We start from the raw sequence: 24,406 nt of genomic DNA on the forward strand, positions 1-24,406 counted from the left end.
TCGTGGCATTTAGCCACCAACTACGACAGGGTCATGTTTTTACAGGTGGGACTCGGCGTACTCGGCCAGGATCGAACGAGGCACCCCTTGCAGCGCGATATGCACGCCGTTCGGGAAGTCCTTGAAGCGTTCCGTCAGGTAAGTCAGCCCGGAGCTGGTCGCGGACAGGTAAGGCGTGTCGATCTGTGCCAGGTTGCCCAGGCACACCACTTTGGAACCGGCGCCGGCGCGCGTGATGATGGTTTTCATCTGGTGCGGCGTAAGGTTCTGGCATTCATCGATCAAAATCAGGCTTTGCTGGAAGCTGCGACCTCGGATGTAGTTGAGGGATTTGAACTGCAACGGCACTTTGCTGAGGATGTAATCGACGCTGCCATGGGTGTTTTCGTCATCCATGTGCAAGGCTTCGAGGTTGTCGGTGATCGCGCCCAGCCACGGCTCCATTTTTTCTGCTTCGGTGCCGGGCAGGAAGCCAATTTCCTGGTCCAGGCCCTGCACACTGCGGGTGGCGATGATGCGGCGATAACGCTTGGTCACCATGGTCTGCTCGATGGCCGCGGCCAGGGCGAGGATGGTTTTCCCCGAACCTGCGGCGCCGGTCAGGTTGACCAGGTGGATGTCCGGGTCGAGCAGCGCGTACAGCGCCAGGCTCTGGTAGATGTCACGCGGTTTCAGGCCCCAGGCTTCCTGGTGCAACAGGGGTTCCTGATGCAGGTCGAGGATCAGCAGTTTGTCGACCTGGATTTCTTTGATCCAGCCCACAAACCCCTGTTCGTCGATGATGAATTCATTGATATGCACGGCCGGCAGGTTGTCGGTCAGCTGTACCTGGTGCCAGGTGCGGCCGTGGTCCTGACGGGTTTCAACTTTGCTGACGCGGTCCCAGAACGAGCCGGTCATGGTGTGATAACCGCGCGACAACATCGACACGTCGTCAACGAGTTGGTCGGTACTGTAGTCCTCGGCAGCGATCCCACACGCTCGTGCCTTGAGGCGCATATTGATGTCTTTGGTCACCAGCACCAGGCGCAAGTCCTTGTCACGCGCGTGCAGGTCGATCAATTGGTTGATGATTTTATTGTCGTTCAGGTTTTCCGGCAGCAGGCTGTTGGGCTCGCTGCGCTTGTTCATCAGGATCGACAACAAGCCCTTGGGCCCGCTTTTGCCACGCTGGATCGGCACGCCGACTTCAACGTCCTCGGGCGAGGCTTCGCCCAGGGTCTTGTCGATCAGGCGGATGGCCTGGCGGCATTCGGCGGCAACGCTGTGGTGGCCACTTTTGAGTTTGTCGAGCTCCTCAAGCACGATCATGGGGATGGCGACGTGGTGTTCTTCGAAGTTGAGCAGTGCGTTTGGATCGTGAATCAATACGTTGGTATCAAGCACATAAAGGATTGGCTGGTCGGAAGAAGGGTTACGTCCATGATCATCCATACTCGGTCACCTTTGTGGGAGCCAGTCGACGCAATACCTGGGCGGTGCTGCGCCTCGATTCGACCACCGACTGCACCGTAGTGACGTCAAGTGCAGTGCCCACATGAGGAGTCTTGGAAGACGCCACCTGTGTTGCAGGTTTCGGCGATCTGACTTCGTAATACCGCAAAAGCGATGACAGGAAAAAGCACTTTGACGCTTTTTTGAAGTTTATTTTTCAGGATGACGAATAGCACTAGCCGAGTGCCAGCCACCCCGTTAAAGTCGGAAGTCCGCCTGCATCGAAATGTCGCACAAAATCACCCCGAAAACGCCTCATCCCCAACAGGGCCGGGCACTTGCGCTTTTTCAGCGAAACGCCTCCCGGCAGTCCTGCCAACCCAGCCCACTTTGCGCCGTTGCCTGCAGCAACATCGGCAACGCGACCCGTGCCTTGTCCTGGGTGTCGTGAAACACAATCACGCCTTTGCGCCACAGCAACATCAATGTCAGCACCCGCTGCGCGGACTCATCAGCCTTGAGTTTGCCCGGTTCGTCCTGTGAATCGATGTCCCACAACGCCACCTGTAAACCTTGCGCCTGGAAGAAGCCCTGGCTGTCGGCGCGACGCTGGCCATAGGGCGGGCGAAACAGCGGCACGTAGTTTTCCGGCATCAGGTTCTGCGCCAGCGCAGCACTGCGGGTGATCGAGCTTTGCCAGTCGACCCAATGGCTGTGGGACCGGTACTGCCAACCCTGGGTGCCTACGCACTGGCCTTGGTACAGCGCCTGCACATCGGCGGCGGAACTGCGCTCCACACGGGTTTGCAGGCTGCTGCCGAGGGCGAAGAAGGTGGCGTTCATCTTTTGCTTGCGCAGGTAGTCGGTGAGCCAGTCGGTATTGCCGCTGAGCGGCGCAGGGCCGCCGTCGAAGGTCAGCAGGAACAAGCGGTCGTTGAGTTCATCGCCATTGCGTTCGTGGTCGCCGAAACGCAGGACTTCACTGCTGATTTGTGGGAACAGTGCGGCTTTGCGCAGCAGTTCGTCGAGGTAGCGTTCGTGGAAATTATGGCTGGGGTTGGCCCAGCCTATATAGAAGGAGTTGTCGCTGACCTGGAATTTGCCGGCTTGCTCGCGCAGGTCGTCCATGCTTTCGACCAGGTAGCAGAATGAGGCGTCTTCTTCGCAGCTTTGTTGGGCGAAGGTGTAGTTTTCCAACAGGCGCTGCCAGAGCTGGCGGCGCAGGTCGTCGATGGCGGCCAGGTTGATGATCTTCAGCCCCAGGCGTTGTTTGAGCGCGGCTTCGTCCTGGGCTTCGCTGGCGATTAAGCTGTGGGCGAACATCAGGATCTCGGCGCGAGAAGCGACATCGAACAGCGCGGGGCTGCTGAGCTTTTCGGGCCAGGTGGTGCGGTCCAGACTGGCTACGTCAACCGGCGCCGCCTGGGCGCCCAGGCACAGCAAACAAGCTGACAGTAAAAACGCAATTCGCACACGGGGTCTCCCTTTCCAGAGTTGTCGGGCACTATAGCCGATCGTCCGGGCTGGGTTATTGGGTTGGTGGGGATATCCGTTATGTGGGTGATGGCCGAGATGGAAGCCGAACTCAATCGAATGTGGGAGCGGGCTTGCCTGCGAGGGCATCAACCCGGCGTACCTGGCTGACCGAGTTGCCTGCATCGCAGGCAAGCCAGCTCCCACAGAAAAGCCAAGCACTGCGGTGCTGGCAGTTGAACTCGGTCAACGTGTGGGAGCGGGCTTGCTCGCGAAGGGGGTGGATCCGTCAGCTCATGGGTAGCTGGCACACTGCCTTCGCGAGCAAGCCCGCTCCCACATTTGGAGCCCAGCGCATCAGATAGAGGTGTGTTGCTGTGCGCTTGATCCGCTTCTACCACTCAGGTCGGCTACCAAGTCGCCGTGCTCTGCTTTTGATCTGACAGGCCCCGTCAACCACGCTGGCCGAACGCAGGCGAGGCGCCGGGTGGTGAGTGGTTACTTTTGGCTGGGCCGGCATTCCGGGCGTTTGCCAAAAGCGACCCGCCGTAAGCGCGCAACCACCAGCCGCCGTTACCGCGGCAATGGATATACGCACACCCACAGCAGCCCCCTATCACCATCATAGGTGGAGTCAAACCCCGCGACCCCCTAGAATCCCCCCCACGATTACAGGAGCCAACTTCATGCTGATGGTGATTTCCCCCGCCAAAACCCTCGACTTCGAGTCCAAGCCGGTCACCCCGCGCTTCACCCAGCCGCAATACCTGGACCACTCCCAGGCGCTGATCGAACAACTGCGTGAACTGAGCCCTGCCCAAATCAGCGACCTGATGCACGTCTCCGACAAGATCGGCGGCCTCAACGCCGCGCGTTTCGGCAGCTGGACCCCAGCCTTCACGCCGGAAAACGCCAAGCAGGCCTTGCTGGCCTTCAAGGGCGACGTCTACACCGGCCTCAACGCCGAGACCTTCAGCGACGCCGATTTCACCTACGCCCAGGACCACCTGCGCATGCTCTCGGGCCTGTACGGCCTGCTGCGCCCGCTGGACCTGATGATGCCGTACCGCCTCGAGATGGGCACCAAGCTGGCCAACGCCCGCGGCAAGGACCTCTACGCCTTCTGGGGCACCCGCATCAGCGAGTGGCTCAACGAAGCGCTTGCCGATCAAGGCGATGACGTGCTGCTCAACCTGGCCTCCAACGAGTACTTCTCGGCGGTCAAACGCACGGCCCTGAACGCGCGGATCATCAACACTGAGTTCAAGGACCTGAAAAACGGCCAGTACAAGATCATCAGCTTCTATGCCAAAAAAGCCCGCGGCATGATGAGCCGCTTTGTGATCCAAGAGCGCATCAACGATCCGGCCAAGCTGAAGCAGTTCGATCTGCAGGGCTATCGCTTCAACGCCGAGCAGTCCAAGCCGGACAACCTGGTGTTCCTGCGCGATCACGCACCGGAATAAAGCCGTACCCGCTCTAAAAAACACTGAAATCCAACTGTGGGAGCGGGCTCGCTCGCGAAGGCTGGTCGAGTCAGAACATCGGTTACTGACAGACCGCCTTCGCGAGCAAGCCCGCTCCCACATTTTTTTGCGCGCATTTCAGGCCCACAATCGTCATTAATATGGCGCCAAAAAATATCCTGTCGCATTCCTAACGAATTTTTCACTCGACATTTCTGAATTTTTTTCGTAGTGGCACCACTTTTTTAAAACACTAGTGGCACAAAACTATCCCTTCGTGCCAACTACCTGTAACTACTGGCCCAAATAGCAAGTGCTATCAATATAGTACCAGTGCCATCTTTTCTAATATTTCAAGAAATTTCCGAAAACAGGATGAGTGGCCAGGAACTTCACCCTAAAGCACCGCTCATACCACCGGTAACGAAATTCTCTGTTGCTGTAAGAGATGACTTACATGGCGACCAACGGAAGTAGCAAAGTTGTCACATTTAACTTTGACTCAGGGGTCATATTACAAACCGATTAGTTAAGCGCGGCGATAAGGATGCATTGCCACCCACTATAAGGCCAAGGCTCAGCTTCCCCTAATGGGTCAGTGAGACAACCCAAGCCATTGATACTTAAAGGCTTACAGCCTCTATCAAGGCTCTGCGGCACTGGCGCCAGGCCCTTCTCCCAGGAAGGCCGGCTGCATTATAGGGCAAGCCCCAATAACAAGGCCACGTTTCGCACAACTTGAGTGCAATAGTTAGTCACTCGTTATTCAACATGCCTGTACGCGGCAAGTCGGCGTCTATTCGCCCAACTTTCGCGGCATCAGTGACGCTTGCAAACATGAACTCCGGCCATCTAATTGGCATGATTAATATCGTCTTCAATGACAAAGAGGTAAATGCGATGCGCATCAGCATATTTGGTTTGGGTTACGTTGGCGCAGTGTGTGCCGGTTGCCTGTCTGCCCGTGGCCACGAAGTGGTCGGCGTGGACATCTCCAAGGAAAAGATTGACCTGATCAATGCGGGCAAATCGCCAATCGTTGAACCGGGTCTGGGCGAACTGCTGAGCCAGGGTATCGAGACCGGGCGGCTGCGCGGCACGACCAATTTCGCCGAGGCCATCCGCGATACCGACTTGTCGATGATCTGCGTGGGCACGCCCAGCAAGAAAAACGGCGACCTGGAACTCAACTACATCGAATCGGTATGCCGCGAGATCGGTTTTGTCCTGCGTGACAAAACCACCCGCCACACCATCGTGGTCCGCAGCACCGTATTGCCGGGCACCGTGGCCAATGTGGTGATCCCGATCCTCGAAGACTGCTCCGGCAAGAAAGCCGGCGTCGACTTCGGTGTTGCGGTCAACCCGGAATTCCTGCGTGAATCCACCGCCATCGCCGACTACGACCTGCCACCGATGACCGTCATCGGCGAGTTCGACAAAGCCTCCGGCGATGTCCTGCAGTCGCTGTACGAGGAACTTGACGCGCCGATCATCCGCAAGGACATCGCCGTTGCCGAAATGATCAAGTACACCTGCAACGTGTGGCACGCCACCAAGGTGACCTTCGCCAACGAAATCGGCAACATCGCCAAGGCCGTCGGCGTCGATGGTCGCGAAGTGATGGAAGTGGTCTGCCAGGACAAAACCCTCAACCTGTCCCAGTACTACATGCGCCCGGGCTTCGCGTTCGGCGGTTCGTGCCTGCCCAAGGACGTACGCGCCCTGACCTACCGCGCAGGCTCCCTGGACGTGGAAGCGCCGCTGCTCAACTCGCTGATGCGCAGCAACGAATCCCAGGTGCAGAACGCCTTCGACATCGTCGAAAGCCACGACAAGCGCAAAGTCGCCCTGCTGGGCCTGAGCTTCAAGGCCGGCACCGATGACCTGCGTGAAAGCCCACTGGTGGAACTGGCGGAAATGCTGATCGGCAAGGGCTACGACCTGAGCATCTACGACAGCAACGTCGAATACGCCCGTGTTCACGGCGCGAACAAAGACTACATCGAAGGCAAGATCCCGCACGTGTCGTCCCTGCTCAACTCGGACTTCGACGCGGTGATCAACAACTCCGACGTGATCATCCTTGGCAACCGCGACGAGAAATTCCGTGCCCTGGCGCATAACGCACCACACGGCAAGCAAGTGGTCGACCTGGTGGGCTTCATGTCCAAGGCCACCAGCGTGAGCGGCCGCACCGAAGGCATTTGCTGGTAACAGCAACAGCAAGTTCCGGGCTGCAAGCGTACCAATCCCCAGCGCTTGCAGCCTGGAGCCTTCTTCACCTTCGGATGACGCTTATGTCCAAGTTAAAACACGTACTGCTCCAATCCGCCGGCTGGCTGTTGTTTTTGAGCCTGCTGATGGGACTCGCCCTGCTGTTACCGGCGAGTACGTTCGACTCCGAGTCGAAGAATTTTATTTTCCTGATTGGCGCCGTCGGCATCTGGCGCTACTCGATGGGTGCTACGCATTTCTTTCGCGGCATGCTGTTCCTGTACGTGGTCTACCCACACCTGCGCCGCAAAGTGCGCAAGCTGGGCAAAGCCGCCGACCCCTCCCATGTATTCCTGATGGTCACAAGCTTTCGTATCGACGCGCTGACCACCGCCCAGGTGTACAGCTCGGTGATTCGCGAGGCCATCGAATGCGGCTTCCCGACCACCGTGGTCTGCTCGTTGGTGGAAATGAGCGATGAGCTGCTGGTGAAAAGCCTGTGGGAACGCATGAACCCGCCGGACCACGTGAAGCTTGATTTTGTGCGCATCGCCGGCACCGGCAAGCGCGACGGTCTGGCCTTTGGCTTTCGCGCCATCTCCCGCCACCTGCCGGATGACCGCGCCGTGGTTGCGGTGATCGATGGCGACACCGTGCTCGCCGAAGGTGTGGTTCGCAAGACCGTGCCGTGGTTCCAGCTGTTCGGCAATGTCGGCGGCCTGACCACCAACGAGTTCTGCGAAGTGCGCGGCGGCTACATCATGAGCGAATGGCACAAGCTGCGCTTCGCCCAACGCCACATCAACATGTGCTCCATGGCCCTGTCCAAGCGCGTGCTGACCATGACCGGGCGCATGTCGGTGTTCCGTGCCAGCGTGGTCACCGACCCGGGCTTTATCGCCGACGTTGAAAGCGACTCGCTGCAACACTGGCGCCTGGGCCGTTTCAAGTTTTTGACCGGCGATGACAAGTCCAGCTGGTTCAGCCTGATGCGCCTGGGCTACGACACGTTCTACGTGCCGGACGCCGCGATCAACACCGTGGAACACCCGCCGGAAAAGAGCTTTATCAAAGCCAGCCGCAAGCTGATGTTCCGCTGGTACGGCAACAACCTGCGCCAGAACTCCCGTGCCCTGGGCCTGGGTGTACGCCGACTCGGCCTGTTCACCAGCGTGGTGCTGTTCGACCAGCGTGTGTCGATGTGGACCTCCCTGCTTGGCCTGACGGTGGCCTTTATCGCCACCTTCAAATACGGCGGCGCATTCATCCTCGCGTACCTGCTGTGGATCGGCATCACTCGCCTGATCCTGACCCTGCTGCTGTCGTGCTCCGGCCACAAGATCGGCCCGGCCTACCCGGTGATTCTCTATTACAACCAGATCATGGGCGCGCTGGTGAAGATCTACGTGTTCTTCCGCCTTGATCAACAGTCCTGGACCCGCCAGGACACCAAACTGACCCGCGATTTGGCCAGCTTTCAACGTTGGTTCAACACCTGGTCGTCTCGGACCATGACCTTCTCCGCCGGCAGCATTTTCGTCGCCGTGTTGCTGATGATGGTCTGACCCTGCCAAGCCTGAATTAACTAGGAACTACACACCATGAATAGCCAAGTAAACGCCAACGTTGTCCACGAATCCGAAGCCCAGCGCCAACATGCCCGGGTGAAAATTCCGGCCAAGCTGCGCTTCTTCAACACCGACCGCACCCAGACCGAAGCACGGGTGATCGACCTGTCCGCCGGCGGCCTGGCGTTCACCGCCACTCAGCCGTTGACCGTCGGTGAAGTGCACAAGGGCCGCCTGCAATTTGTCATCGATAACCTCGGCCTGGCGATGGACGTAGAGCTGCAGATTCGCTCCTATGACCGCCAGACCGGCCGCACCGGTTGCCAGTTCCAGAACCTGGACGCCCAGGATATTTCCACCCTGCGCCACCTGATCACCTCGCACTTGTCCGGTGATATCGTGACCATGGGCGACGTGCTGGCGACCCTGCAGCGCGACAACTTCACCAAGGCGCGCAAGGTCAAGGACGGCGGCAGCAACATGAGCGCCGCGGGCCGCCTGCGCGCCGTGGTGTTCAGCGCAGGTATCTTCATCGTCGGCCTGGCAGCGTTCGGTTTCATCTTTAAATCGGTGTACGGCATGTACTTCGTCAGCCACGCTCAGGCTGGCCTCGTCAGCGTGCCGGGCATGAACGTGACCATGCCGCGTGACGGCACCGTGCAAAGCCTGCTCAAAGGTGACGCGGTCGCCGCCAAAGGCGCGCCACTGGCGACCTTCAGCACCAGCATGCTCGATGTGCTCAAGGGCCATCTGGACGAAGACCAACTGCAACCGGCCAAGGTTGAGGAGCTGTTCGGCAAGCAAATGACCGGCACCCTGACCTCGCCTTGCGATTGCGTGGTTGCCCAGCAACTGGTCGCCGACGGTCAGTACGCCAGCAAAGGCGATGTGATCTTCCAACTGGTGCCACGCGGCAGCCTGGCCAATGTGGAAGCGCGCTTCACCTACCGCCAGTTCGCCGACGTTCGCCCAGGCACACCGGTGAGCTTCCAGGTTGCCGACGAAGAACAGATCCGCACCGGCACCATCGTCAGCAGCACCAGCCTGAACAGCGCCGACCTGTCTTCCGACATCCGCGTGCAGATCAAGCCGGATGCGCCGCTGGACAGCACCTACGCCGGTCGCCCGGTAGAAGTGACCAGCGACCGCGGCCCATCGCTGAACTGGTTGATCGATAAAGCCACGGCTCACGGTCTGTAAGCGAGGACATGCCTGTGACGACTCCTATTCCGACTACTCCACAATCCTTGTGGGAGCGGGCTTGCTCGCGAAGGGATCAGCGCGGTATGCCTGATGTACCGCGTCGCCTGCTTCGCGAGCAAGCCCGCTCCCACATTGGATCTCTGTGCACACTGGCATTGGCGATCTCTTTGACTGGTTGCGCCGGCCTGCCCGACCAGCGCCTGGCCAACGAAGCCCTCAAGCGCGGCGACACGGTCACCGCCCAGCAAAATTACCAGCAGCTGGCAGACCTGGGTTACAGCGAGGCCCAAGTGGGCCTGGCCGATATCCAGGTGACCACCCGTGACCCCGAGCAAATCCGCCAGGCCGAAGCCACCTACCGCGCGGCCGCCGATACCTCGCCACGCGCCCAGGCCCGTCTGGGTCGCCTGCTGGTCGCCAAGCCCGGTGCCACCGAGGCCGAGCAGCACGAGGCTGAAGGCCTGCTGAAAAAAGCCTTCGCCAATGGCGAAGGCAATACCCTGATTCCGCTGGCGATGCTGTACCTGCAATACCCGCACAGCTTCCCCAACGTGAATGCCCAGCAAAAGATCAGCAAGTGGCAGGCGGCGGGTTACCCGGAAGCAGGTTTGGCTCAGGTGCTGCTGTACCGCACCCAGGACACCTACGACCAGCATCTGGATGACGTGGAGCGCATCTGCAAGGCCGCGCTGAACACCACCGACATCTGCTACGTCGAGCTGGCCACGGTCTACCAGAAAAAAGCCGAGCCGGAAAAACAGGCCGAGCTGCTCAAGCAAATGGAAGCCGGCTACAGCCGTGGCACCGTCACCGCACAGCGTGTCGACAGCGTGGCCCGCGTGTTGGGCGATGCAACCCTGGGCAAGACCGACGAGAAAACCGCGCAAGCCCTGCTGGAAAAAATCGCCCCCGGCTACCCCGCTTCCTGGGTCAGCCTGGCGCAACTGCTCTACGACTTCCCGGAACTGGGCGACGTCGATCAAATGATGAAGTACCTGGACAACGGCCGCGCCGCCGACCAGCCGCGCGCCGAGCTGTTGCTGGGCAAGCTCTATTACGAAGGCAAGTGGGTCCCGGCAGATGCCAAGGCCGCCGAAGCACATTTCGAGAAAGCCGTGGGCAAGGAAGTGGCCGCCGATTACTACCTCGGCCAGATCTACCGCCGTGGCTACCTGGGCAAGGTCTATTCGCAAAAAGCCCTCGACCATTTGCTCACTGCTGCGCGCAACGGCCAGAACAGCGCCGACTTCGCCATCGCGCAATTGTTTTCCCAAGGCAAGGGCACCAAGCCCGACCCATTGAACGCCTACGTCTTCAGCCAGTTGGCTAAAGCCCAGGACACGCCAGAGGCCAATGACTTGGCCACGCAGCTCGAAGCCCCGCTCACGCCAGAGCAACGCGCCGAAGGCCAACGCCTGGTGCAACAGGAACTGGCCGCGCGCGGCACCCTGGCCCAGAGCACGCTGCAACTGCACGCCCTGCAAGAAGAAGACGGCGAGGAATCCCTATGAAGCTCAACCCATTCGTCAAGGCCGGCATCGGCCTGACCTTCGCCCTGCTGTGGTCGTGCCCGACCCTGGCCGCGCTGACCGAAGCCAAGAACTTCGGCCTGGAAGTCAAAGCCACCGCGCAATCGGAAGATGACCGCGACCTCGGCACGCAGAAAGGCGGCGACGTCAACGGCATCGGCCTTGACCTGCGCCCGTGGGTCTACGGCGAAAGCGGCGCGTGGAGCGCCTACGCCATGGGCCAGGCGGTCGTGTCGAGCGACATCATCGAAACCGACACGCTGCAACAGTCCTCCGATGACACCACCGAACAATCGAGCAACGACGACCGCAAAGCCAAAAAGAACTACCTGGCGCTGCGCGAGTTCTGGGTCGGCTACAGCGGCTTTACGCCCTACCCTGGCGAGATCCTCAAGTTCGGCCGCCAGCGCCTGCGCAATGACGACGGCCAATGGCGCGATACCAACATCGAGGCGCTGAACTGGACCTTCGACACCACCTTGCTCAAGGCTAACGTCGGCGCTGCCGAACGCTTCAGCGAATACCGCACCGACCTCAAGGAACTGTCGCCCAAGGACAAGGACCGCCAGCACTTCTACGCTGACGCCGCCTACCAGTGGACGCCGGGGCAGTGGATCGGCCTGCGCGGTCATCACACCCATGATGACGGCAAGCTCGATTACGCCGAACCGGGCGTAGCCACCGACCCGTTGGACAAGCGCGAAAACGGCGACCTGACCTGGCTCGGCATCGAAGCCAACAGCGACGCCTACAACTGGCGCAACACCAACACCGTCAACTACTGGGCCAGCGTCACCGGCATGAAAGGTGACCGCGACACGGTCAACGCACTCAACGCCGACGGCACCCGCCCCACCCAGGCCAAGCGCAGCGATGACGTGAGTGGCTGGGCGACTGACCTGGGCGTGCGCCTGCGCCTGGACCCGCAATGGCAAGTCGGCGCGGCGTACTCCCGCGCAAGTGCCAACTACGAGCAGAACGGCCTGCAAAGCAACCGCTCGAACTGGACCGGCACCCAGTCGCGCGTGCACCGCTTCGGCGAGGCGTTTCGTGGCGAGATGAACAACATGCAGTCCATGAGCCTGTTCGGTTCCTGGCAGCTGCGCGAGGACTATGACGCCAGCCTGGTCTATCACAAATTCTGGCGTGTCGACGGCAACAAACCGGTGGGCAGCAACGGCATCGATGCCGTGCAGAACAACACCGATGACGTGACCGGCGCGATCCTGTCCAGCACTTCCCTGCCGCTTGAAGACGGCAAGAAAGACCTGGGCCAGGAGATGGACCTGGTGGTCACCAAGTACTTCAAGAAAGGCCTGTTGCCGGCTGCGCTGAGCCAGTCGATCGACGAACCGTCGGCCCTGGTGCGCTTGCGTGCCGGTGTGTTCAAGCCAGGTGACGCGTATGGCAGCCAGGTCGACTCGTACATGCATCGCGCCTTTGTCGACGTGATCTGGAAGTTCTGATGGGAGCCTGCGCAATGATTCCTCAAAAAATGCTGGTTGCCGCGATGCTGATGGCCAGTGCCACAGCCTTCGCCGACACCCCGCAGCAGGGCAAGGCGCCGACCATCGCCAAAGAACTGCAACAGGCCAAGACCTACACCATCTCCAGCCCGCCGACCGCGCCGCTGGAAATGGCCAAGCCTGCGCTGCCGGACCTGTCGGGCTACACCGCCGCGGCGATGGAAAAGAAGATCGTCAGAAGCAAACCCGGCAAAGTCAGCATCCGCCGCATGATGCAGGAAGACGCGCTGAAGGACTTTATCGGCGGCGATAACAAGATGGCCGAATGGGTGGTGCGCCAGCACGGCATTCCTCAGGCGATCTTTGTCGACGACGGCTACCTGAACCTCAAGGACCTGCTCGGCAAAGTGCCCAAGCAATACCTGAGCGAAACCTCACCGGGTGTGTTTCTGGCCAAGCTGCCGATCGTGGTCGGGCGCAAGGGCATTCTGGAAATCGACAAGAAGACCCAGGAGCTGCGCCTGTCCCAGCAAGCCGGTTCGTTCCTGATCAACGACGGCCAGTTGTTTGTGCGTGACACAAAGATCACCGGCTGGAATGAAAAGACCAATGGCCCGGCGCTGTTTCAGTCGCCCAAGGAGTTTCGCCCGTTCCTGCTGGCCTGGGGCGGCACCGAGACTTACGTCGCCAACAGCAAAATGGCGAGCTTCGGCTACGCCAACAGTAAGTCGTACGGGGTGAGTATTTCCCAGTACACGCCGAACATGGCCAAGGTGCTCAAGCGCCCTGAGCCGACCGGCTGGATCGTCGATTCCGAGTTCTCGGACATGTGGTACGGCTTCTACTGCTACGAAACCACAGGCTTCGTGCTCAAGGGCAATACCTACAAAGACAACATCGTCTACGGCATTGACCCGCACGACCGTTCCCACGGCCTGATCATTGCGGACAACACCGTCTACGGCACCAAGAAGAAGCACGGCATCATCATTTCCCGGGAAGTGAACGACAGCTTCATCTTCAACAACCGCAGCTACGACAACAAGTTGTCGGGCCTGGTGATCGACCGTAACAGCGTGAACAACCTGATTGCCGACAACGAGATCTACCGCAACCACACCGACGGCATCACGCTCTATGAGAGCGGCGACAACCTGCTGTGGGGCAACAAGGTGATCAGCAATCGTCGCCACGGCATTCGCATCCGTAACAGCGTGAACATTCGCCTGTACGAAAACACCTCGATGGCCAACGGCCTGACCGGCGTGTACGGCCACATCAAGGATTTGACCGACACCGACCGCGACATCGCGCTCGACCCGTTCGACGCCAAGGTTTCGCTGATCGTGGTCGGCGGTGAACTGGCCGGTAACGGCAGCGGGCCGCTGTCGATCGACTCGCCCTTGAGTGTCGAGCTGTACCGCGTGTCGATGCTGGCGCCGACCAAATCCAGCGGCATCAGCTTCAACGGCGTGCTGGGTGATCGGCAGGAAGAAATTCTCGACCTGTTGGTGCGCCAACAGAAAGCCGTGCTGATCGACCCTGTCGAACGCCAGACCGAAATGCAGGACTGAGGATGACCCTTATGCACCCACACATGATCAAATTGCTGAGCCTCTCGGGTCTGACCCTCGGCCTGCTGGCGGCCAGCCAAGGCGTGCGCGCCGATGACGTCAAAGCGCCGACCTTTACCGCCGAACCGTGCTGCAGCCTGTGCCCCGCGGCCCACGACGCGAAGAACTACACCACGCGTTATCAGCAGAACTTCACCACCCTGGTGCAAGCCCAGGGCGACTGGCTGTTCCGTACCCAGGAAGACCTGCGCACCGAATTTGACACCAGCCCCGCCGGCTACAAACGCATGCAACAGCTGCACGATGCGTTCAAGGCCAAGGGCGTGGAGCTGGTGGTGGTTTACCAGCCGACCCGTGGCCTGGTGAACCGCAACAAGCTCAACCCCGAAGAGAAAGCCAAGTTCGATTTCGACAAGGCACTGGGTAACTACAAAACCATGCTGGGTCGTTTCGCCAAGATGGGTTACGTGGTGCCGGACTTGTCGCCGCTGACCAACGAGCAACTCCCGGATGAACTGCCGGCCCACGATTTCTATTTCCGCGGCGACCAACACTGGACGCCCTACGGTGCCCAGCGCACCGCGAAAATCGTCGGTGCCAAAGTGCGTGCGATGCCTGAGTTTGCGGACATTCCCAAGCGCGAATTCGAAACCAAGCGCTCCGGACGCATGGGCAAGACCGGCACCCTGCACAACATGGCCGGGCAACTGTGCGGCACCAGCTACGCGATCCAGTACATGGACCAGTTCACCACCGAGCCCAAGGGCGAAGCGGGCGACGGCGACTTGTTCAGCGATTCGGGCAACCCGCAGATCACCCTGGTCGGCACCAGCCACAGCGGCAAGAACTACAACTTCGCCGGCTTCCTGGAACAGGAAATCGGCGCCGACATCCTCAACGTCGCCTTCCCCGGCGGTGGCCTCGAAGGCTCGATGATCCAGTACCTGGGCAGCGACGAATTCCAGAAAACCCCGCCGAAAATTCTGATCTGGGAATTCTCGCCGCTGTACCGCCTCGACCAGGAGACCATCTACCGCCAGATGATGTCGCTGCTCGACAACGGCTGCGAAGGCAAGACCGCGCAGATGAGCGCCAGCACCACGCTCAAACCCGGCAAGAACGAATTGCTGGTCAACAGTTCGAACAAAGACCTGCGTAACAGCAGTCACCAGGTCGACATCCGCTTCGCCGACCCGTCGGTGAAAACCCTGCAAGCCACCCTCTGGTACATGAACGGGCGCCACGAGGACATCAAGATCGAGAAACCCGAAACATCCGATACAGACGGGCGTTTCGCCTTTGAACTGCGCACCGATGAAGACTGGGCCTCGCAGAACTTGCTGGCCGTGGAAGTGCAGGGTCCCGAAGCGGGCGCTGCCGCGCAGAAAGTCGAAGCGAAAATTTGCACACGCAACGTATTCCCTGCCGGTGGTCAACAGACCGCATCGGCCGGGCAATGAGGTTACCTATGCAGAAGTTATTGATTCCAACGCTGCTGGGCCTGGCGATGTTCGCCGGTTCAGTCAACGCCGCCGCGCCACTGCGTCCACCTCAGGGCTATTTCGCCCCGGTGGAAGCGTTCAAGACCGGCGACTTCAAGAATGACTGCGACGCCATGCCGGCGCCGTACACCGGCTCGCTGCAATTTCGCAGCAAGTACGAGGGTTCGGACAAAGCCCGTTCCACACTGAATGTGCAATCCGAAAAAGCCTTTCGCGACAGCACTGCCGACATCACCAAGCTGGAAAAAGACACCAGCAAGCGCGTGATGCAGTTCATGCGCGACGGCCGTCCGCAGCAGCTCGAATGCACGCTCAACTGGCTGACTAGCTGGGCCAAGGCAGATGCGTTGATGTCCAAGGACTTCAACCACACCGGCAAGTCCATGCGCAAATGGGCGCTGGGCAGCATGGCCTCGGCCTATGTGCGCCTGAAGTTCTCCGACTCGCACCCGTTGGCCAACCACCAGCAGGAGTCGCAGGTGATCGAAGCCTGGTTCAGCAAAATGGCCGACCAGGTCGTCAGCGATTGGGACAACCTGCCGCTGGAAAAAACCAACAACCACTCCTACTGGGCCGCCTGGTCGGTGATGGCGACGTCCGTCGCCGTCAACCGTCGCGACCTGTTTGATTGGGCCGTGAAGGAATACAAGGTCGGCGCCAATCAGGTCGATGACCAAGGCTTCCTGCCTAACGAATTGAAGCGTCAGCAACGGGCGTTGTCGTATCACAACTACGCATTGCCGCCGCTGTCGATGATCGCAAGCTTTGCCTTGGTCAACGGCGTGGACTTGCGCCAGGAAAACAACGGCGCGCTCAAACGCCTGGGCGACAAAGTGCTGGCCGGGGTCAAAGACCCGGAGATCTTCGAGAAGAAGAACGGCAAAGAGCAGGACATGAAGGACCTCAAGGAAGACATGAAATTTGCCTGGCTTGAACCCTTCTGCACCCTCTACACCTGCGCCCCGGATGTGCTCGAACGCAAGCATGGCATGCAGCCGTTCAAGACCTTCCGCCTCGGCGGTGACCTGACCAAGGTCTACGACCCGACGCATGAAAAGGGCAACAAAGGAATCTGACGGAACACGGTTACAAATGTGGGAGGGGGCTTGCCCCCGATAGCAGTGTGTCATTGAACACAGATGGCGGCTGTTAGACCGCCATCGGGGACAAGCCCCCTCCCACCGTTTGAGCCGGTTTCGTCAGTAGCAATGTTGTACGGCCTCCCCCGAAATCGTGGGGGGGTTTGGGGGGGCTCTGGCCCTTGACTGTCTGTTAAACATGGAGAGATCGGGATGGTTTTCTCGTCCAATGTGTTCCTGTTTCTGTTCTTGCCGATCTTTCTCGGCTTGTACTACTTGAGCGGGCAACGCTATCGCAACCTGCTGCTGCTGATTGCCAGCTACGTGTTCTACGCCTGGTGGCGAGTGGACTTCCTGGCGCTGTTCGCCGCTGTAACGCTGTGGAATTACTGGATCGGCCTCAAGGTCGGTGCAGCAGGCGTGCGCACCAAGCCGGCCCAGCGCTGGCTGCTGTTGGGCGTGGCGGTCGACCTGTGCATCCTCGGCTACTTCAAGTACGCCAACTTCGGCGTCGACAGCATCAACGTGATGATGAAGTCGGTGGGTCTGGAGCCGTTCATCCTCACCCACGTGTTGTTGCCGATCGGGATCTCGTTCTACATCTTCGAGTCCATCAGCTACATCATCGACGTGTACCGCGGCGACACCCCGGCCACGCGCAACCTCATCGACTTTGCGGCGTTCGTGGCGATCTTCCCGCACTTGATTGCCGGCCCCGTGTTGCGCTTTCGCGACCTGGCCGACCAGTTCAACAACCGCACGCACACCCTCGACAAGTTCTCCGAGGGCTGCACGCGGTTCATGCAGGGTTTCATCAAGAAGGTGTTCATCGCCGACACCCTGGCGGTGGTCGCCGACCATTGCTTCGCCCTGCAAAACCCCACCACGGGCGATGCCTGGCTGGGTGCGCTGGCGTACACCGCGCAGCTGTACTTCGACTTCTCCGGCTACAGCGACATGGCCATCGGCCTGGGCTTGATGATGGGTTTTCGCTTCATGGAAAACTTCAAGCAACCGTACATCAGCCAGTCGATCACCGAGTTCTGGCGTCGCTGGCACATCAGCCTGTCCACCTGGCTGCGTGACTACCTGTACATCACGCTGGGCGGCAACCGCAAAGGCACGCTGATCACCTACCGCAACCTGTTCCTGACCATGCTGCTCGGTGGTCTGTGGCACGGTGCGAACATCACCTACATCGTGTGGGGCGCCTGGCACGGCATGTGGCTGGCGATTGAAAAAGCCATCGGCCTCAACACCGCGCCGCGCAGCTTCAACGTGGTGCGCTGGGCCTTCACTTTCCTGCTGGTGGTGATGGGCTGGGTGATCTTCCGCTCCGAGAACCTGCACGTCGCCGGCCGTATGTACGGCGCAATGTTCAGCTTTGGCGAATGGTCGCTGTCGGAACTCAACCGCGCCAGCCTCACCGGCCTGCAAGTGGCAACCCTGGTGGTGGCATACGCAACGTTGGCGTTCTTCGGTCTGCGCGATTTCTACACCAACCGCCCTGCCGAGAAAGCCAAGCCGGCCGACCCGAGCCTGATCAAGGCCGTGCCGGGCGACAACCCGGACAGCATCCACCAGCCAGGTTTCACCGTCGGCCAGGACGCCGCCGTGCAGCCAGCCTACTGGACCGCTGACTGGCCACGCTACGCCATGCGCGGCGCTGTACTGCTGCTGTTCGTGGCGTCGATTCTGAAACTGTCGGCGCAGAGTTTCTCGCCGTTCCTTTACTTCCAATTCTGAGGGGAGCCGACCATGACCCGTTCATTCCGCGTCCTCTATATCGCGCTGTTCCTGCTGGTGCTGCTGGCCCTGGGCGCCTGGTCGATGCGCAGTTTCTTCGGCTTCAGCACCAATGCCGACGCGACCGTGCTTAACGGCCGCTGGACCAAAGCCGTCGAGACGCACTACGACGACCAGTTCCCGATCAAGCGCATCGGCACCAACCTGTGGGCCGCGCTGGACTACAAGCTGTTCAACGAAGGCCGCCCTGGCGTGGTGCTGGGCCGCGATCACTGGTTGTACAGCGACGAGGAATTCAACCCGATCGTCAACGAAGACCAGAACCTGCAAGGCAACTACGCGCTGGTCGAAGGCGTGCGCCAGAAGCTCAAGGCTCAGGGCATTGAGTTGGTCATGGCGATTGTGCCGGCCAAGGTGCGCCTGTACCCGGAACACCTGGGCGAAGTGAAACCGGCGAGCATCCACGCCAACCTGTATGAGGACTTCCACGCCCGTGTCGCCGCCGACAAGATCATCGCGCCCGACCTGCTTGGCCCGCTGCAACAGGCCAAGCTGGGCGGCACGCAAGTGTTCCTGCGCACCGACACCCACTGGACCCCGGACGGCGCCGAAATTGCCGCCAAGCAACTGGCCAAGGTGATCACTGAAAAGGCCCCGCTCAGCGGTGAGCCGCAGCGCTTTGTCACCGAAGCCGAAAAAACCGAGCCGCATAAAGGCGACCTGCGTCTGTTCCTGCCGCTGGACCCGCTGTTCGAAAACCTGATGCCGCCCAAAGAGCCGCTGCAAAAACGCGTCACCCACCTGGCTGAAAACAAAGGCGACGATGGCCTGTTCAGCGACAGCGAAACCCCGGTGGCACTGGTCGGCACCAGCTACAGCGCCAACCCTAACTGGAACTTCGTCGGCGCCCTCAAGCAAGCCTTGCACAGCGACGTCATCAACTACTCCGAAGACGGCCACGGCCCGATTCTGCCGATGCTCAGCTACCTCAAAAGCGACGACTTCAAGAACAGCCCGCCACAGGTGCTGATCTGGGAGTTCCCTGAACGTTATCTGCCCGTCAACAACGAAATCGGTGATGCCGACCCGCAGTGGGTTGCGCAGCTTAAACAAGCCGGTTCGCGCCTACAGAACATGGCACTGAACACCCCAGCTAAAACCCAAAAATCCGAGACGCCCGACCGGGCGCAAAACTGAAAGAGAGGTAACTCACATGACTTTCACTACTACTCCGCGTCGTCTCGCCAAGACCCTGGCCATTGCTGCCGGCTTGAGCTTCGTATCGATGTCCGCCTTCGCCGGGGGCGACGCCGCCCTTTACGGCCCAACCGCGCCGAAAGGCTCAAGCTTTGTACGTGTGTACAACGCCAGCAACCAGGAAGTCAGCGCCACCGTCGGCGCCACCAACCTGAGCGACGTTGCGCCACTGGCCAGCAGCGATTTCAGCTTCATGCCCGGCGGTGACTACAGCGCCAAGGTCGGCAGCCAGACCGTGCCGGTCAAACTCGCCGCCGACCACTACTACACCCTGGTCAACAGCGGCAGCGGCCAGCCCCAACTGATCGAAGAACCGCCGTTCAAGAACAAGCAGAAATCCCTGGTACGCGTGCAGAACCTCAGCGACAAGGCCCTGACCCTGAAAACTGCCGACGGCAAGACCGATGTGGTCAAGTCGGTGGCCGCCAAGGGCCGTGGCGAGCGCGAAATCAACCCGGTGAAGGTGAGCCTGGCGTTGTATGACGGTGACAAGAAAGTCGGCGATGTGAAGCCGGTGGCGTTGGAACGTGGTGAAGCGGCGGTGCTGTATGTCACCGGCTCGGGTTCGAGCATTTCGCCAGTCTGGGTGAAACGCCCAGTTTCGACCCGCTAATGATTTCTCTGTGGGAGCCGGACTTGCCCGCGATGGCATCACCTCGGTGTCACTGACAGACCGAGTTGCCTGCATCGCAGGCAAGCCAGCTCCCACAGAGACCGAGACAAAAACAAGAGTGGAACGACAAACCTTCGTAGCTCTGACCCAAATCGATTCAAGGAGAAACCCCCATGATTCCAGTAATCCTTTCCGGTGGTAGCGGCTCACGTCTTTGGCCGCTTTCGCGTAAACAGTTCCCTAAGCAATTCCTGGCCCTGACCGGCGAGCACACCCTGTTCCAGCAAACCCTGGAGCGTCTGGTGTTCGAAGGCATGGACTCCCCTATCGTGGTCTGCAACAAGGACCACCGTTTCATCGTCAACGAGCAACTGAGCACGCGTAAGCTCGAATGCCAGCGCATCCTGATGGAGCCGTTCGGTCGCAACACTGCGCCGGCCGTGGCCCTGACAGCGATGATGCTGGTCAACGAAGGCCGCGACGAGCTGATGCTGGTGCTGCCGGCCGACCACGTGATCGACGACCAGAAAGCCCTGCAACGCGCCCTGGCCCTGGCCACCGTGGCCGCCGAGCGTGGCGAGATGGTGCTGTTCGGCGTACCGGCCACCCGTCCGGAAACCGGTTATGGCTACATCAAGTCCACCAACGATTCGCTGCTGCCCGAAGGCGTGAGCCGCGTTGAACAGTTTGTCGAAAAACCCAATGAAAAACGCGCCGTCGAGTTTGTCAAAAGCGGCGGTTACTTCTGGAACAGCGGCATGTTCCTGTTCCGCGCCAGCCGCTTCCTCGAAGAGCTGAAAAAACACGATCCGGACATCTACGACACCTGCCTGTTGACCCTGGAACGCAGCGAGCAGACCGCCGACACCGTGACCTTCGACGAAGCCACCTTCGCCTGCTGCCCGGACAATTCCATCGACTACGCCGTGATGGAAAAAACCCAGCGCGCCTGCGTGGTACCGCTGAGCGCCGGATGGAGCGATGTAGGTTGCTGGGCCTCGCTGTGGGCGGTCAACGACAAAGACGTCCACGGTAACGTCAGCAAAGGCGACGTGGTGATCCAGGACAGCCGCAATTGCATGATTCACGGCAACGGCAAGCTGGTGTCGGTGATCGGCCTGGACAACATCGTGGTGGTGGAAACCAAGGACGCGATGATGATTGCCCACAAGGACAAGGTCCAGGGCGTCAAGCAGATGGTCAGCACCCTGAACGACCAGGGCCGCAGCGAAACCCAGAACCACTGCGAAGTCTATCGTCCGTGGGGCTCTTACGACTCGGTGGACATGGGCGGCCGCTTCCAGGTCAAGCACATCTCGGTCAAGCCGGGCGCGTGCCTGTCCCTGCAAATGCACCACCACCGCGCCGAGCACTGGATCGTGGTCAGCGGCACGGCCGAAGTCACGTGTGACGAGAACGTGTTCCTGCTCTGCGAGAACCAGTCCACCTACATCCCGATCGCCTCGGTGCACCGCCTGCGCAACCCGGGCAAGATCCCGTTGGAAATCATCGAAGTGCAATCGGGCAGCTACCTGGGCGAAGACGATATCGAGCGGTTCGAAGATATCTACGGACGCTCCACCCCGGTAGAACGTGGCGTGTCGGTGAAAACTATCGCGCAGTAAAACAGTCGTAGAAAGAAGCCCTCATCCAGCCCATTGCGTCCCCTATCCGCAGTGGGTTGGGTGGGGGCTTTTTTTTGGGTTTTGGGGGGAATGTGCAGGCCTCATCGCAGGCAAGCCAGCGCCCACAGTTAACCGCATTCCAACGGATGTACCCGGTCAACTGTGGGAGATGGCTTGCCTGCGATGGCGTCCGAAAGCACAAAAACACTTATGCACTGAACACCCGAGCTACCTGAACGGGACCAGCCTGCAATTGGCCGAAACCGGTTTGGTCTTGGTTCAGGCGTGCATCGAAGGGTTGCAGGCGGACTCTTCTGCTCAGTCAGTCATCGGGGGCGAGCCCCCTCCCACCTTTTGATTGGTGAATGCAGTCCAAGGTGGGCGCTGGCTTGCCTGCGATGGCGGCCGCCCAGCCAACACACCGCTCAAGCTCGCCAATCCCACCTACGCTTAAGTTAGGATGCTCGTTCCCTATTCGAGGTGGTCTCCATGTTCTTCGGCGTTCTCCTGATCATCACCTGGCTGATCCTGCTGCTGCGCTACCCGGCCAAGGCGTTGCCGGTGTCGCTGGCGGCCGCCGTCGGCCTGGGCTTTGTGGCGATTTGGGTGGTGTGGCTGGACAACCGCGAAGCCTCGCAACTGTCGCGCCTGGAACTGCGCATCAGCTATGCGCCGCAGGAATGCCCGCCAGACCGGCCGCTCAAACTGGTCCTGAGCAACGGCAACGACGTACCGCTGACCGAACTGCGCTGGCGCGTTGCAGCCTATGCGCCGGGCGACTCCGTCAACCTGGCCGACAATGTCTACGCCGCCCCACGCTATCGCGGCCCCGGCGAGCTGCAGGCCGGCGCCACCTGGGACGACTGCCTGCCCACACCACCGCTGCGCCCCGGCTACCGCCCACAAACCCTGGAATTTCGCGCCGAGCACCTGCAAGGCAGTTTCTCGGACTGACAAAGGATTGATTCATGCCCACTGTACTGATCACCGGCTGCTCCAGCGGCATCGGCCGCGCCCTGGCCGATGCCTTCAAAACCGCAGGCTATGAAGTGTGGGCCAGCGCCCGCCAGCCTGATGATGTCAGCGCCCTGGCTGCCGCCGGTTTCAAGGCCGTGCAACTGGACGTCAACGACGCCATGGCGCTCAAGGCGCTCGCCGAACAGATCGGCGGGCTGGACGTGCTGATCAACAACGCCGGTTATGGCGCCATGGGCCCGCTGCTCGACGGCGGCACCGAGGCCATGCAACGCCAGTTCGAAACCAATGTGTTTTCCATCGTCGGCGTGACCCAGGCGCTGTTTCCTGCGCTGCGTCGCGCCAAAGGCCTGGTGGTGAACATCGGCAGTGTCTCCGGCGTCTTGGTGACACCGTTTGCCGGCGCCTACTGCGCCTCGAAAGCGGCAGTGCACGCGCTGAGCGACGCACTGCGCATGGAGCTGGCGCCCTTTGGTGTGCGCGTGATGGAAGTGCAGCCGGGCGCTATCGACACGCACTTTGCGAAAAACGCCGGCGCCCAGGCCGAGCTGTTGATCAACGAAAAATCGCCATGGTGGCCGTTGCGCGAAGGCATTCGTGCGCGCTCCCAGGCCTCGCAGAACAACCCGACCTCAGCCGAGCAATTCGCGGCGCAGGTGTTAAAGGCGGTGCAACAGTCAACGCCGCCAAGGCTGCTGCGCGCGGGCAATGGCTGTCGGGCGCTGCCACTGATGGCGGCCCTGGTGCCCAAGGCCCTGTTGGAAAAAGTGTTGAAGAAGCGCTTCGGCCTGTCGGGCTCGCTCTAGCCTTTCATGAAATCAATAAACGCCCGCACCTTGAGCGGCAAATGCCGGGTGTCCGGGTACATCGCGTAGATCCCCTGTGGCGCAAAGCGATGGTCCGCCAACAAGCGCACCAAGCGCCCCGCCGCCAGGTCATCCTGCACCAACCATTGCGGCAGCACCGCCACGCCGTGGCCGCGCACGGCAAACGCCTGAAGCACGGCCGCACTGTCGGCCACCAGCGCAGTCGGCCCGGCGCGGTATTGATGCTCGCTGCCGGCCGGGTCGGTCAGGCTCAGTTCGGTCAAACGGCCATGGCCCAGCTTGGGCACCTGTTCCAACGCATCCAGCGTTTGCACCTCGGCAAACTCGGGCGCCGCCACTGCAAACACCTCAAAGGTCGACAACTGCACCGCACGGTGGTTGGAGTCGAGCAGGCGACCCAGTCGAATCGCCACATCAAAGCGTTCGGAGATCAAATCGGCGTGGGTCGAGGAAGTGGATAAGTGAATGTTCAGGTCCGGGTGCAAGCGGCGAAAGGCTTCCACCGCCGGAGCAACCACTGCCAGCGCATATTCCACCGTGGTGGTGATGCGCAACATGCCTTTGAGCTGAGCATGTTCGGAGCGCGCCTCCTCCACCGCCAGGCGCGCTTCTTCAAGCATGCGTGTGCAGCGCAGGTAAAAGCGCTCGCCGGCATCGGTCAGCGCCAGTTGGCGGGTGTTGCGGGTCAGCAGGGTCACGCCCAGCTCCGCCTCCAGGCGCTTGAGGTTGAAGCTGACCACGGCGCGGGTCTGGCCCAGCAAATCGGCCGCTGCGGTAAGCGAACCGGCCTCTACTACAGCCTTGAAGGTGTCGAATCGGTCCAGGCTGACCATCGGCCACGCCCTCCTTTGT

At 60.5% G+C, this 24,406-nt stretch carries 18 protein-coding genes; 15 read left to right on the plus strand and 3 right to left on the minus strand.

Features of this window, described 5'->3' with window-relative positions:
* Positions 1 to 39 precede the first annotated feature (39 nt).
* Complete coding sequence (locus AC19YS_RS20120; protein ID WP_053254513.1) at positions 40 to 1,434, minus strand: PhoH family protein; 1,395 nt, start codon at positions 1,432 to 1,434, stop codon at positions 40 to 42.
* 348 nt (positions 1,435 to 1,782) lie between these two features.
* Entirely contained in the window at positions 1,783 to 2,907 is a 1,125-nt protein-coding gene (locus AC19YS_RS20125) for a polysaccharide deacetylase family protein (protein WP_500602485.1), read from the minus strand.
* 686 nt (positions 2,908 to 3,593) lie between these two features.
* On the opposite strand from AC19YS_RS20125, the gene yaaA reads away from it, so the two are divergent.
* The 15 genes from yaaA to AC19YS_RS20200 all read left to right on the plus strand — a co-directional run bounded on the left by yaaA (position 3,594) and on the right by AC19YS_RS20200 (position 23,533).
* Positions 3,594 to 4,373 (plus strand): peroxide stress protein YaaA, encoded by a 780-nt coding sequence (gene yaaA, locus AC19YS_RS20130; protein WP_500602486.1) that lies wholly within the window; start codon positions 3,594 to 3,596, stop codon positions 4,371 to 4,373.
* Positions 4,374 to 5,273: 900 nt separating this feature from the next.
* Positions 5,274 to 6,590, plus strand: coding sequence for a nucleotide sugar dehydrogenase (locus AC19YS_RS20135; protein WP_106579580.1), 1,317 nt, complete (start codon positions 5,274 to 5,276; stop codon positions 6,588 to 6,590).
* A gap of 83 nt (positions 6,591 to 6,673) precedes the next feature.
* Positions 6,674 to 8,155: a mannuronan synthase gene (gene alg8, locus AC19YS_RS20140; protein ID WP_164487910.1), complete on the plus strand. Its 1,482-nt coding sequence runs from the start codon at positions 6,674 to 6,676 to the stop codon at positions 8,153 to 8,155.
* 36 nt (positions 8,156 to 8,191) lie between these two features.
* Positions 8,192 to 9,358 carry an alginate biosynthesis protein Alg44 gene (locus AC19YS_RS20145; protein WP_106579530.1) on the plus strand — a complete coding sequence of 389 codons (1,167 nt, stop codon included), beginning with the start codon at positions 8,192 to 8,194 and terminating at the stop codon, positions 9,356 to 9,358.
* Positions 9,359 to 9,444: 86 nt separating this feature from the next.
* Positions 9,445 to 10,872, plus strand: coding sequence for an alginate biosynthesis TPR repeat lipoprotein AlgK (algK, locus tag AC19YS_RS20150; protein WP_500602487.1), 1,428 nt, complete (start codon positions 9,445 to 9,447; stop codon positions 10,870 to 10,872).
* A complete protein-coding gene (locus AC19YS_RS20155; protein WP_119738436.1) occupies positions 10,869 to 12,356 on the plus strand; it encodes an alginate export family protein in 1,488 nt (495 codons plus the stop codon). Before algK ends, AC19YS_RS20155 begins: the two co-directional genes overlap by 4 nt.
* The gene (algG, locus tag AC19YS_RS20160; protein ID WP_124416479.1) at positions 12,356 to 13,930 is read left to right on the plus strand and encodes a mannuronan 5-epimerase AlgG; all 1,575 of its coding nucleotides are present in this window, start codon (positions 12,356 to 12,358) and stop codon (positions 13,928 to 13,930) included. The genes AC19YS_RS20155 and algG overlap by 1 nt, the downstream gene beginning before the upstream one ends.
* An 11-nt stretch (positions 13,931 to 13,941) precedes the next feature.
* Positions 13,942 to 15,390 (plus strand): alginate O-acetyltransferase, encoded by a 1,449-nt coding sequence (locus AC19YS_RS20165; RefSeq protein ID WP_106579582.1) that lies wholly within the window; start codon positions 13,942 to 13,944, stop codon positions 15,388 to 15,390.
* An 8-nt stretch (positions 15,391 to 15,398) separates the two neighbouring features.
* Positions 15,399 to 16,508 carry a mannuronate-specific alginate lyase gene (locus AC19YS_RS20170; RefSeq protein WP_119738432.1) on the plus strand — a complete coding sequence of 370 codons (1,110 nt, stop codon included), beginning with the start codon at positions 15,399 to 15,401 and terminating at the stop codon, positions 16,506 to 16,508.
* Between the two features lie 216 nt (positions 16,509 to 16,724).
* A complete protein-coding gene (locus AC19YS_RS20175) occupies positions 16,725 to 18,257 on the plus strand; it encodes an MBOAT family O-acyltransferase (RefSeq protein WP_106579534.1) in 1,533 nt (510 codons plus the stop codon).
* Between the two features lie 12 nt (positions 18,258 to 18,269).
* Positions 18,270 to 19,454, plus strand: coding sequence for an alginate O-acetyltransferase (locus AC19YS_RS20180; protein WP_500602488.1), 1,185 nt, complete (start codon positions 18,270 to 18,272; stop codon positions 19,452 to 19,454).
* Positions 19,455 to 19,470: 16 nt separating this feature from the next.
* Positions 19,471 to 20,127, plus strand: coding sequence for an alginate O-acetyltransferase AlgF (locus AC19YS_RS20185; RefSeq protein ID WP_053254501.1), 657 nt, complete (start codon positions 19,471 to 19,473; stop codon positions 20,125 to 20,127).
* Positions 20,128 to 20,300: 173 nt separating this feature from the next.
* The gene (locus AC19YS_RS20190) at positions 20,301 to 21,752 is read left to right on the plus strand and encodes a mannose-1-phosphate guanylyltransferase/mannose-6-phosphate isomerase (protein ID WP_106579536.1); all 1,452 of its coding nucleotides are present in this window, start codon (positions 20,301 to 20,303) and stop codon (positions 21,750 to 21,752) included.
* A gap of 489 nt (positions 21,753 to 22,241) precedes the next feature.
* Complete coding sequence (locus AC19YS_RS20195) at positions 22,242 to 22,706, plus strand: multidrug transporter (RefSeq protein WP_500602489.1); 465 nt, start codon at positions 22,242 to 22,244, stop codon at positions 22,704 to 22,706.
* Positions 22,707 to 22,720: 14 nt separating this feature from the next.
* Positions 22,721 to 23,533, plus strand: a complete 813-nt coding sequence (locus tag AC19YS_RS20200) for an SDR family oxidoreductase (RefSeq protein ID WP_119738424.1) — start codon at positions 22,721 to 22,723, stop codon at positions 23,531 to 23,533.
* Here AC19YS_RS20200 and AC19YS_RS20205 read toward each other — a convergent pair.
* Positions 23,530 to 24,387 carry a LysR family transcriptional regulator gene (locus AC19YS_RS20205; RefSeq protein ID WP_500602490.1) on the minus strand — a complete coding sequence of 286 codons (858 nt, stop codon included), beginning with the start codon at positions 24,385 to 24,387 and terminating at the stop codon, positions 23,530 to 23,532. The genes AC19YS_RS20200 and AC19YS_RS20205 overlap by 4 nt on opposite strands.
* Between the last annotated feature and the right edge of the window lie 19 nt (positions 24,388 to 24,406).

Source organism: Pseudomonas sp. MF08831 (assembly GCF_059862645.1).